At 23.9% G+C, this 12478-nt stretch carries 11 protein-coding genes; 6 read left to right on the top strand and 5 right to left on the bottom strand.

Going from position 1 to position 12478, the window contains the following annotated elements:
* Window positions 1-104: 104 nt before the first annotated feature.
* Window positions 105-860 (bottom strand): TatD family hydrolase, encoded by a 756-nt coding sequence (locus BGI41_RS03230; RefSeq protein ID WP_088538807.1) that lies wholly within the window; start codon window positions 858-860, stop codon window positions 105-107.
* 523 nt (window positions 861-1383) lie between these two features.
* Here BGI41_RS03230 and BGI41_RS03225 point away from each other — a divergent pair.
* Both BGI41_RS03225 and BGI41_RS03220 read left to right on the top strand, forming a co-directional pair.
* The gene (locus BGI41_RS03225; protein ID WP_088538806.1) at window positions 1384-2247 is read left to right on the top strand and encodes a winged helix-turn-helix domain-containing protein; all 864 of its coding nucleotides are present in this window, start codon (window positions 1384-1386) and stop codon (window positions 2245-2247) included.
* Between the two features lie 22 nt (window positions 2248-2269).
* Window positions 2270-3109, top strand: coding sequence for a winged helix-turn-helix domain-containing protein (locus tag BGI41_RS03220; RefSeq protein ID WP_088538805.1), 840 nt, complete (start codon window positions 2270-2272; stop codon window positions 3107-3109).
* Window positions 3110-3607: 498 nt separating this feature from the next.
* Here BGI41_RS03220 and glyS read toward each other — a convergent pair whose 3' ends face one another.
* From glyS to tfrB, 4 genes are all read right to left on the bottom strand, one after another.
* On the bottom strand, window positions 3608-5314 hold the full coding sequence (gene glyS / locus BGI41_RS03215; RefSeq protein ID WP_088538804.1) for a glycine--tRNA ligase: 1707 nt from the start codon (window positions 5312-5314) through the stop codon (window positions 3608-3610).
* Window positions 5315-5557: 243 nt separating this feature from the next.
* Window positions 5558-6142: a dCTP deaminase gene (dcd, locus tag BGI41_RS03210; protein WP_088538803.1), complete on the bottom strand. Its 585-nt coding sequence runs from the start codon at window positions 6140-6142 to the stop codon at window positions 5558-5560.
* A 27-nt stretch (window positions 6143-6169) separates the two neighbouring features.
* Window positions 6170-7084 (bottom strand): TrmJ/YjtD family RNA methyltransferase, encoded by a 915-nt coding sequence (locus BGI41_RS03205; protein ID WP_088538802.1) that lies wholly within the window; start codon window positions 7082-7084, stop codon window positions 6170-6172.
* Window positions 7074-8570: a fumarate reductase (CoM/CoB) subunit TfrB gene (tfrB, locus tag BGI41_RS03200; protein ID WP_088538801.1), complete on the bottom strand. Its 1497-nt coding sequence runs from the start codon at window positions 8568-8570 to the stop codon at window positions 7074-7076. Before tfrB ends, BGI41_RS03205 begins: the two co-directional genes overlap by 11 nt.
* Before the next feature lie 415 nt (window positions 8571-8985).
* On the opposite strand from tfrB, the gene iorA reads away from it, so the two are divergent.
* The 4 genes from iorA (at window position 8986) to BGI41_RS03180 (ending at window position 12432) form a co-directional block, all read left to right on the top strand.
* On the top strand, window positions 8986-10887 hold the full coding sequence (gene iorA / locus BGI41_RS03195; RefSeq protein WP_088538800.1) for an indolepyruvate ferredoxin oxidoreductase subunit alpha: 1902 nt from the start codon (window positions 8986-8988) through the stop codon (window positions 10885-10887).
* Between the two features lie 9 nt (window positions 10888-10896).
* A complete protein-coding gene (locus BGI41_RS03190) occupies window positions 10897-11493 on the top strand; it encodes an indolepyruvate oxidoreductase subunit beta (RefSeq protein ID WP_088538799.1) in 597 nt (198 codons plus the stop codon).
* A 126-nt stretch (window positions 11494-11619) separates the two neighbouring features.
* Window positions 11620-11901: a hypothetical protein gene (locus BGI41_RS03185; RefSeq protein ID WP_088538798.1), complete on the top strand. Its 282-nt coding sequence runs from the start codon at window positions 11620-11622 to the stop codon at window positions 11899-11901.
* A 204-nt stretch (window positions 11902-12105) separates the two neighbouring features.
* The gene (locus BGI41_RS03180) at window positions 12106-12432 is read left to right on the top strand and encodes a hypothetical protein (RefSeq protein WP_088538797.1); all 327 of its coding nucleotides are present in this window, start codon (window positions 12106-12108) and stop codon (window positions 12430-12432) included.
* Window positions 12433-12478: the final 46 nt, after the last annotated feature.

The following is a 12478-nucleotide window of genomic DNA, read 5'->3' as shown; positions in this document are numbered from 1 at the left end:
ATTTTAGTTTTAAATTTTTTTTATAAAAAATAAGTTTTAATTTTTTTTAATTATTTATAAATAGTATTTTTAAAATTTTATAAAAAAGGTAAAAATTAGGAAGTTTAAATATTAAAGAATTTTTCAGCATTTTTATATGAAACTTTTTTAATATCTTTTTTAGCATATCCTAATTTTTTAAGTGTTCTAACTGTTTTAGGAACAGATAATGGATCTGAAGGTTTATTACTTATATCACTATTTAATAAGAATTTATTAAAACCATAATTGTTTAGTATGTAAACTGCATCTGAAACATCCATTTTTTGAGGTTGTACTGTAAGACCTAAAGTAAAATCTTCATCAATTACATCATTTATAACTTTTGGATTAATATGGTCTATTACAACAAGTTTAGGATTTATTGTATCTAATACAATTTTTTTAATTTCTTTTAAAACTGATTTTTTATGTTTTCTTGGTGTATGTACAATTACTTTTGTTTTAGTTTCATCAGCTATTTCTAATTGTTTTTTAAATACTTCTTTTTCTTGTTTTGTTAAATCTTCAAGACCTATTTCTCCAATTGCTACAATATCTTTGTTTTCAATATATTTGTATAAATTTTCATAGATTAAATCAGGTTTAATATTAACATTTGCTGGATGTATTCCAAGTGCAACTTTTAAATCAAGTCCATATTCTGCAGCACGTTTTGTGTCATAGTTTAGTATTCTTTCTAAATGATTTAATAATACTGTTTCATTCATTAAATCATATGGATAGAAACTACAGGTAATTGCAGTATCTATTCCTGCAGTATACATTTTCTCAAAATCTTCACTACTTCTTGAATCACAATGAGTATGTGTATCTATCATATTATTACTTCCATTTTATAAACAGTATAATTTTATATTTGAATAATTATTTAATGTTTATGTATTTATTTTAAATATCGTTTTTTATTCGGTTTTTTTAATATTTATTTATTTTTTGTATAGTTTTTTTATTTTTTTAGTATTGTTTTTAATTATTTTTTATAATTTTTTATTTTATACTGTATATGATTAAAATCTTATTAATTTTATATTTATCTAATTGTTTTAATATATTCTTATTATTTTTATTTTTAAGAATTATTTGTTAATATATAGTTGTTTTAACTATTTAAATATCTTAAAAAGATTTATATATTACTTTAATCAATTATTTAATTAGTTAAAAGATTTTTAAAATTTTTATTTTTTTATTCTTATTATATTAATTATTTTAAAATAATTAATTTTTAATATTATTAAAAATTCTTTTTATTTTATTAATCTTTTATATTATTTTTTCTATTTTATTTTTTAGACGATTTGGGGATTGAATTTTTCATATTATTATTTAAAAGGTGTCAATATGGATAAATTGATTGAAAAAAATAATTTGAAAAGAAATTATTTAATTAAATTTGATAGTATCTTTGATGAATTGTCTTTTTTAACAAATTCTAATGATCGTTTATATATTTTAAAATATCTTTTAAGATATGGATGTGGAAATTTTTCTGAAATGCATAAAAATCTAAAATTAACATATCCTACATTAAGTAATAATATTAATCGTTTACAAGAAATGGGATTTGTTGTTAAGAAAAATTCAAAGTTTTACTTAACTAATAGTGGAAAAATAAAAACACGTTTAATTTTTAATCTAAATAATTCAATTGAAGTTATAGATTCATATAAATTATTATGGTCTAATCATACAATTGAGGATTTTCCAGATGAACTTTTATTAAATATTAATCTTTTAAGAAATTCAAAGATTATAAGTTCATTTAGAACTAATATCTATGGTTTAGATGATTTAATTGTAGAAAATTTGAAAAAAAGTAAATTTATTTACCTTATAATTTCTGAAGTAAACTTTAAATATGCAGATTTAATTTCACATTCTTTAAATAATAATACACCTGTATATCTAATTCTTCCACGAAATATTTACAATAAATTTCTTGAATTAATTGATAAACAAATATTAAAATTTGCTTTTTATAATAAAAAATTGCATTTACTTGCAACAAATAAATTATTTAAATTTAATTTATTTTTAAATGATTTTATTTTCTGTATTAATTTATTTTACAATGATGGTTTAATCGATAAAAACAAATTACTTATTTCCCATGATGAAAATTCATTAAAATGGGGAAAATCTCTTTTTGATATTTGTTATAGTAATAGTGGTACAAAATATGGTTCATTTATTAAATCTGAATGATTTTATTTAGTGAGGGAATTTTATGTCTAATAAGGCAAATATATTATTAAATAAAACAATTTCATTAACAAGATCTAAATTAAAATCTTATGTATTTTTAAATTTAGTTAATCAAAATAAGAATTTTTCAGAGTTAAAATTATTAGGACAAACATCATCTATATCCAACACTATTCATTATTTTGAAGATAATCAAATTATTGGACTTAAAAATGATGATTCTTATGGTCTTGCATCTGAAGGTGAAATTATTGCTATTAATTATTTAAATTTTTTAGATGCTTGGCCTACTAAAGGAGTTTCTGATTTTTTAAATAAACATATAATTGATGATATTCCTAGTCCTTTCATTGATAAATTATATTTACTTCATAATGGAAAGTTACTAACTTATGATTTTAATTCACCATATGAATCTTTTAATGTATATACTAATTTGATTAGTAAAACTCATAGTTTAAATATTGTTCTATCTATATGTTCAAGTGAACATATTAAGATTTTATCTAATTTAGTAAGTACTGATTCTAGTTTTATTTTAAATATTATAGTTACAGATTCTATTTTATATGAATTATATAAAAATCATACTGAAGATTTTAATATTTTATTAACTTTGTCTAATGTTAATTTCTATAAATCTAATTCTGAACTTGATATTTTTTTAAATTCTGGAAGTAATTTTTTAAGTATTCAATTGTTTGATTTAGATAATGAATATGATACTATGTTCATGTTCTATGACACATCTAAATCTGGAACATTATGGGGTAAAAAATTGTTTAATTATTTTTTAAATGATTCTAAAAAACTTAATATTAAGTCATCTAATGATTTAGATAAATATTTCATTAAAGAGTAATTTTTTTACTCATATCATGATTTAATAAGTATTAAATTTCATTAAAGTGTAATTTTTTACTTCATATTATGATTTAATAAGTATTAAATTTAATTTTTGTTTAGATTTTAAAATTAGCTAAATATTTATTAAAAATAGTATTTTTACTAATATTTACGTAGTTTATTAAAAAATAGTGTTTTATTTATTAGTAATTTTTAAATGAATATTTTATTAAAAAATAGTATTTAATATAATTAGTAAGCTTTTTAAATTTTAAAAATTAGTTTTTAATTTAATATTTTTAAATTATTTATTTTTTTTATTTTTTTTTCAAGAAATAGCTATTTTTGGTTTTAGTATTTTTTTTGTGGTTTTGAGGTTTTTTAGTTTTTTTTTATTATTTAGGTATTAGTAGTATTAAAATTTTTTAGTTTGTTTTATTTAGTTAAGCTATTAAATTGTTTTAGCCATTTTATAAAAATTAGTAAATGTAAATAATTAATGAATAATTAATATTTATTCATTAAAATAATTATTAATATATTCATTTAATTCATCAATGCTTATTCTGTCTTGTTCTTCAGTATCTCTATTTCTTACAGTAACTGATTTATCATCAATAGTATCAAAATCTACAGTAATTGCAAGAGGAATACCAATCTCATCAGATTTTGCATATTTTTTACCAATAGATCCAGAAACATTATAATCTACAGTATAACCTTCTTCTCTAAGGGTATTTGTAATTTTTTGACTAATTTCTGGCATTTCTTTTTTATTTTGAAGTGGAAATACACTTATTTGAATTGGAGCTACTTCTTTTTTAAATTTGAAATATTCTTTTTCTCCTTCATCAACAAAGGAATGTAATAATACACAGTATAATATACGATCAATACCAAATGATGGTTCAATTACATGTGGAATTATTTTTTCTCCTTTAACTTCTTCTTCAACATCTTCAAAATTAACATGTTCTGGTAATAATTCTAAATCAGTATCTAAGCTAATTATATATTTTCCATCATTTTCAAGACTAGTTTTAATTTCTTGGATTTCTTCAGAATTTAAATTATCTAAGTATGATTTTACTTTAGGGCTGTATTGTTTAAATGAAGGACCAAATTTAGCCATATTTGGTTTAATTATTGTTTTTTTAACTAATTTAGGTTCATCATAAGGTATATATACATTTAATTCTTCATTACTTTCTTTAGAATGTGCTGTTAAATCATAATTTCCTCTATCTGCAATACCTATAATTTCAACCCATCCATATTTATCGGTTTTACATTCAACATCCCAACAATCAAGAGCATAATGAGCCATTTCTCCTGGTAAATGTTGTCTGAATCTTAATACTTCTTCAGGAATTCCAAGTTCTTCTAAAAATTTTCTTGCAAGATATAATTGATAAATGAGTACTTCACTAGATACAATACCTTTATCTAATGCTTCTTTAGCTGTTACATTTATTTCTTCAGTTTCATTAATTTGAACTTCTTGTGAACATAATCTAAATTTAACATTTTCAATTGTATGGAATTTAGGATGTTTTTTATTATTTGGATTTAAAAATATTTCTGCTTCTGCTTGTGTAAATTCACGAAGTCTAATAACTCCTTGTCTTGGAGAAATTTCATTTCTGTATGCTTTTCCAAGTTGAACTACTCCAAATGGTAATTTTCCTCTAAAGTATCTTAACATTCTTTTAAATAATATGAAAATTCCTTGTGCAGTTTCTGGTCTCATGTATCCAACTTTATTTCCTTTTGCACCAATTTGAGTTTTAAACATTAAGTTGTAATCCCAGATTTTAGAAAGTTTTCCACCACATTCACTACATCTAATATTATTGTCTTCAATTATTTTATCTAGTTCTTCATTTTCTAAACTTTCTACATCTTTATTAATGTTTTCTTCAATAATATGGTCTGCTCTGTAAACTTCACCACATTCTGTACATTTACACATAGGATCAGTAAAATTATCTACATGTCCAGATGCTTTAAGAACTTCTTTTGGCATTACAGTAGGTGCTTCAATTTCTGAGAAACCTTCACGTACAACATACTGTTTTCTCCATCTTTGCATAATATTATTTTTTAATGCAGCTCCAAGAGGTCCATAATCTGTAAATCCAGAAACTCCGGAATAAATTTCAAAAGAAGGCCATAAAAAACCTCTTTTTCTACTAATATTGGTCATTTTATCATGATTCATTTAATAACTCCAAATAAGTTTTTTTATTTATATTATAATAATTAAACTTTGTTTTTCTATCTCTAAATCTTCTTAAAATGATTCTTTATATTAACAAAGTATAAATTTATAAATTTTATTTTTTATATTTGTTCTTAAGAATTCTATAAATTTATAATAATATTTTGTAATTAATTTTTAATAATCCTTTATGTATTTAAATAAAAATTAAAGCTTTAATTTAAAAGAATTTTCTAGAAATATTTATTTATTTAATTCATAATCATATTTTATACGACTACTTTCAGGACTTTTTTGTCCCATATATTTACTATTTCTATCTGGATGTCCATAAGGTTTTTCTGCAGGATTTGTCATAGTTTCAAAAACAAGTTGACATACTCTTTGTCCAGGATATAATGCTACAGGCATTGCTCCAATATTTGAAATTTCAAGAGTAATTTTACCTTCAAATCCAGGATCTATATAACCAGCAGTTACATGCATTGTAACTCCTAATCTTCCCATAGATGAACGACCTTCTACACGTGCAACTAAATCATCTGGAACTTTAACATATTCATAGGTTGTTGCAAGTGCAAATTCTCCAGGGTGTATTATAAAAGCATCATCATTATTAACAGTTATTGATTCCATATATGATGCAAGGTCATCATCATCTTTTGGATCAATATATGGTTTTCTAATAACTCTAAATACTTTAAATTCATCACCTAATCTCATATCAACTGATGAAGGTTGAATTTGTTCTTGATCTTTTAAAGGGTCAATAACAATTTTTCCATTGTTTATATATTCTTTAAGATCCTTATCACTTAAAATTGCCATATTTTATCCTCAATTCTTTTAATTAAATTATTCTTTACCACGTAACATTTGGTTAATATGTCTTAATATTCCTATAAATGTGTGTGCTTCTCTACCTGTAATAAATGCACGATTAATAATATTTTTAAATGTTTTTAATCCATTTTTCTTTTTATGTTCTGGAATATTTAGTGTATCTATGATTTCTTCCATATCTTTTAATAGATATTTCTTTTCAATATAAGTACTTTCAGTTAATCCTTCTTTAGGAAAACTGTTTTTATTTTTAAATATTTCATAGAAAATGATTGCTGCAGCATGAGTTATATTCATTATAGGATAACTTGGGTCTGTAGGAATAGATACAATCATGTCACATTTATCTATTTCTTCATTTGTTAGACCATCACCTTCTCTTCCAAATAGTATTGCAGAAGTATTATTTGGATTTATTTTTTTACCTAATTCTTCTGGTTTTATAGGTATTCTTGAAAGATTATAACTTCCACCAGGTGCACCTGTAGTTCCTACTATAAAATCAATTTGTTTAGATTCTAAAAAGCTATTTAAATCTGGATAAATTTCTGCTGTTTCTACAATTTTTTTTGCATGCATTGCTTGATAATATGCATCATCTTTTAGTTTGCATGGATTTATCAATACTAAATTTTTTAAACCAAAATTTGCCATTGTTCTTGCAAGAAATCCAACATTACCTGATGTTTCACATTCTACAAAAACAATGTAAATATTATTTCTAATTTCTTTTGCAGCATCTGAGAAATTATTTTCATTATTAATAATTCCCCTAGTTGTAGAACTGGAAATTGCTTTTGTTTTAGATTTAGATTTGGTCTCAGATTCTTTTTTATCTGATTCTTTAACTAATGGTGTATTTTCTATAATGATTTCTTCTTCTGTAGCAGTATCTCCGATATTAACACCTTCTTTTTCATGTTTCATCTGCATAAGCTTCTTGTAATAATTCTATAAGGTTTATTGCTTTAATCTCTTCTAAACCTTCATCATTTAATGCATCTTGAATATTACGTTGGCAGAATGGACATATACTAATAACATTTTCTGCTCCAGTATCTTTAATCATGTCTACTTTTTCTTTTGCTAAAGTCATTGCAATTTCAGGTTTTGCACTTTTTACTCCTCCACCTGCACCACAACATTGGCATGGGTGTTTCATTTCTCTAAATTCTATACCTGGGATTTTTTCTAAGATTTCACGTGGTTCATCTTTAATTCCTTGTCCTCTTGCAAGGTGACATGGATCATGCCAAGTTACAATTTTATTAACTTCTTTCATTTTAGAGTAATCTAATTTATCAATAAGGAATTCACTAATATCTTGAACATTAAGATTTGAACCATATTTTGGATGGTCATTTTTAAGAGTAGCTCCACAACCAGCACATATTGTTATTACAGTATCATAATCTTTAAAGACTTCCTTATTTTTATCTGCAAGTTCTTGTATTAAATCTGTTTGACCAGTTTTAATAAGTGGAGAACCACAACATACTTGTCCTTCAGGTACATCAACATCAATATTATTAGCTTTAAAAACATCCATTAATGCATAACCAACTTTTTGTAATCTGTAATCAACCATACATCCTGTGAATAATGCATATTTTGCTTTTTTATCAGATTTATGTGTTTTATTATAATTTTCAATAAATCCTCCTTCTTCAGGATAAGATACAGATCTTGTTGTTTCTTTAACAGATTTATGTATTCCTTTATGTGCATCTAAAGGTCCAAGACCATCATTTACAATTAATGCTCTAAGTTTTTCTATTGCATCACCATAATTGTTTATATTTTTAGGACAAACTGATTCACATTTTCTACAACTTGTACAATCATAAATTCCTTCAGATAATATTTCGTTTAAACGGTCATTGTCATTTCTTGGATCAAACTGGAATTTTGATAAATATCTCATGAAGTAAGGTCCTGCATATTCATCACCAAAATGTTTAACAACAGGGCAACTAGTAAGACATGAATAACAATCAATACAAGTTCTAACTTTTTTTGTTTCTTCAATTTCTTCAGGACTTAAATCAAGATTAATTTTTTTACTTTCTTTAGAATTTAATTCTAATTCTAAGTCTGCTGTTTTATTTTCATAAGGTGTTCTATCAACTATTAAATCTTTAATAATCGGTAGATTTAATGGTTCAATAATATCTCCATCTTTAATTTCTTGTTTACATGCAAGTGTTCCATTTCCATTAACTTTAACACCACAAGAACCACATTGTCCTGCTCTACAGGAGCTTCTGAAACTAATATCTGCATCATATTTATCATTAATCATATTTAATGCATCTAAAACTTTCATTTTATTTGTTTCTTCAATTTCATAACTTTCAAAATAAGGTTCTTTATCTTTTTCTGGATTGAACCTTGAAACTTTAATTGTAATCATGATGTATTCAAATCCTTTAATTTTTTCATAAAGTTTATTAAAAAAGTATTTATTAATATTATAATTTTATATTTTATATGTAAAATAATTATTTATTATAACAATATATTGAATAAATATTTATTATTAAAATTTATATTATTAGATTAATTTTTTACTAAATATTTATAATAATTATATATATTTCCTTAGACTAAAATATAAATTAATAAAGTGTATTTTTAGCTATTTGTATTTACAAGTATTTTTTTAGAATTTTATTTTTTTATTTAAATTAGATTTTTTAATAATTTATTTAAAATTTTTAATTTTTTAGTTTAAGTTTTAAATAAAATTTTTTTGTATTTACAATTTTTAAAAGTATAATTAATTTATTATTATTTTAATAATTTTTTTGAAATATTGAGGTAAATTTATGGGTTATGAACAATTAGTTAATGGTAAAAAAGGAGATAAATTATTTTTACTAGGTAATGAAGCAGCAGTAAGGGGGGCTATTGAAGCAGGTTTATCTGTTGCAGCAACTTATCCGGGAACTCCTTCTTCTGAAATTGGAAATATTTTATCTGTTATTGCTAAAGATGCAGGTATTTATTTTGAATTTTCAACTAATGAGAAAGTGGCTATGGAAGTAGCAGCTACTTCTGCTGTTTCTGGTCTTAGATCATTTACATTTATGAAACATGTTGGTTTAAATGTAGCAGCAGATTCATTTGTTACAACTGGTTATTCTGGTGTTAAAGGAGGAATGGTTATATTAGTAGCAGATGATCCGTCTGTATTTTCATCACAAAATGAACAAGATACAAGAAATTATGCTCGTCTTGCAAATATTCCTGTACTTGAACCATCTAATCCTCAAGAAGTAAAAGATATGATGGTTTATGGTTTTAATCTTTCTGAAGAATTAGAAATTCCAGTTATTATAAGAACCACTACTCGTGTTTCTCATATGCGTGGAATTGTTGAATTTGGAGATATTCAAAAACAAAATGGTAAAGAAAGTGAAAATCATTGGAATACTGGTCATTTTGATAAAAATCCAGAAGCATATGTTCCAGTACCAGCAAACTCTGCAGGAATGCATGAAAGATTAGTTGATAAAATAGATGATTTCTCTAAAAAATCTGCAAAATCTGAATTTAATAAAATAATTACAACTAGTGAAAATGCTAAAATTGGTGTAATAGCATCAAGTAGTGCATTTAACTATGTATATGATGTTGTAAATGAAGATAATATAGAAGCTAATTTCTTAAAATTAGGTCTTTCTTATCCTGCTCCAAATGATTTAATTTTAGATTTTATTAAAGATTTAGATCAAATATTTGTTGTTGAAGAAGTTGATCCAATTATTGAAAGGGATGTCCTCCTTGTAATTGGTTTAAATGGTCTTTCAATACCTGTTCATGGTAAAATCGATGGAACTTTCCCAAAAATTAAAGAATTTAATTGTGATATTGTAAGAAAAGGGCTTTCAAAAGTTTTAGGTTATGAAACTGAAAAAAGATGTTTTGCAAAAACTGAAGATCTTAATAAGATTATTGAAAATTTACCTGGAAGAGCACCTACATTATGTGCAGGTTGTTCACATAGAGCTACCTATTATGCTGTAAAACAAGCATTAAAAGAAGCTAAAATATCTCAAGATGATGTTATATTTGCATCTGATATTGGTTGTTATACTTTAGGTATTAATGCTCCATATAGGGAAGCAGATTATCTTTTAAGTATGGGTTCAAGTATTGGTGATGGTTGTGGATTTAGTGTATCTACAGATCAAATGGTTATGAGTTTTATTGGAGATTCTACTTTCTTCCATAGTGGTGTAGCTCCTCTTATTAATGGAGCACATAATAAACATAAATTTATTGTAACTGTACTTGATAATCGTATTACTGCAATGACTGGTGGTCAACCTAACCCAGGAATGCCTATAGATGGTATGGGTGATGAAGCTCCTGAAATTTCAATACGTGAACTTGCAAAAGCTTCAAAAGCAAGTTTTGTTAGAGTAGTAAATCCTTTAAATTTAAAACAAACTGTTGATACTTATAAAAAAGCATTTGAAAATGATGGTGTTTCTGTAATTATTGCAAAATCTCCATGTACATTAATTAAAGGATTCCATAAAAAACCACCTGTACATGTAAATTATGATAAATGTACTAATTGTGATACTTGTATTAATGAATTAGCATGTCCAGCAATTAGTAAAATTAATGATAAAATTGTAGTTAATCAATCTATGTGTACTGGTTGTTCTATTTGTATGCAAATTTGTCAATATGGTGGATTTGAACAAGCACAAGAGTGAGGTATTATCATGAGTGAAAATAATTATTCAATTTATATTTGTGGTGTTGGAGGTCAAGGAATTATTAAAACTTCTACAATTATTGGTGAAGCTGTAATGAATGAAGGTTATAATGTAGTTATGAGTGAAATTCATGGAATGTCTCAAAGAGGAGGTTCTGTTTCTACAGAACTTAAAATTGGTGATTTTAAAAGTTCTATTTTAGAAAATCATACTGCAGACATGATTCTTGGATTTGAACCTTCTGAAGTTATTAGAGGATTACATAAAGCAAATAAAGATACTTATTTGGTATTTAATACTACTCCTATAGTTCCTGCACAACTTGCAAGTTCAAAACAATCTTATCCTAATGTTGATTTTATGATAAATTCATTAAAACAGAACTTTAATAATGTTCATCCAGTTGATGGAAATGCTTATGCTAAAGAAGCTGGAAGTATGTTATCATTGAATATGGCATTACTTGGTTCTGCAGTTGCAGTTAAATCATTCCCTATTTCAAAAGATTTAATCATTGAAGCTATGAAAAATAATCTTAAAGAAAAATTCCATAAAATGAATATTAAAGCTTTTGAATTAGGATATAATGCAGTTAAACAATAATTTTTTATTTTCTTTTTTTTTTTATTCTAGTTTTTTTTATTTTTTTTATAATTTATTATGTATTTTTTTAAGTTTTTTAATAGTTTTTAAATATTAATTATTATAAAATTAATATAAGGTGAGAAAATGTCATATAAAATTAATAATGCTATTATCAAAAGAGATAGTGATGGAAGTAATAAATTTAATTTAATTGATTCTAATGGGGAATTTAAAGATAAAGATGTATTAGTTGCTATTGATAGTGATGATTTAATTACTATACAATTATTAATTAATGCAATTATTGATAATGATTTTGAAAGATGGAATAGAATTGAAGTAAATGAATCTGAATCACTTAAAAATTTATTTGTAAAATTAGGTTATACTAGAGAAGAATTACTTGAATTGTTAAAAGAAATATAGCTTATTTATATATATTTCACTTAAAATTAAATAGATAATTTTATATGTAATATTTTATCAATCTTAAATTGAATTTGTTTTCATTTAATAAAAAATATACTTTATATTTAATATAATTAAATGAATAATTTTATATGTGATATTCAATTAATTTTTAATTGAATTTGTTTTCTTAAAAAAAATAAAAAAATAAGGTGGTTCAATATGCCTGAATTTAAATTAACTAATTTGTCTAGTTCAGCAGATTGTGAGATTCTAATGGCTATTGATTATGATGATGATGGTGAAGTAGAGAATCAAGAATTTTACACTGGTTCCGATTGGACAGACAATCCTGCAGAATTAAGGGAAAATACTACTTTTATCTGTGATGAAGAAGAACAAGAAGAATGGAATTATTTCTTTAACGGTTTTATGCATCTTCTTGAAACTGGGGAGTTAATTGAAGAATTAAAAAATCTTAAAGAAATTAATGATTCTTATGAATTTGATGATGAAGATATTAAAGTTGAATTAACTGAAGAAGATTAAATCTTCTTTTTTCATCATAATAATTTGCTTTTTTTATTTATATAAA

It is taken from the genome of Methanobrevibacter sp. 87.7, from assembly GCF_002208625.1.
Lineage (GTDB): Archaea > Methanobacteriota > Methanobacteria > Methanobacteriales > Methanobacteriaceae > Methanarmilla.
Note: the sequence above shows the minus strand (reverse complement) of the source record. Positions and strands in the feature narration are given on the sequence as shown.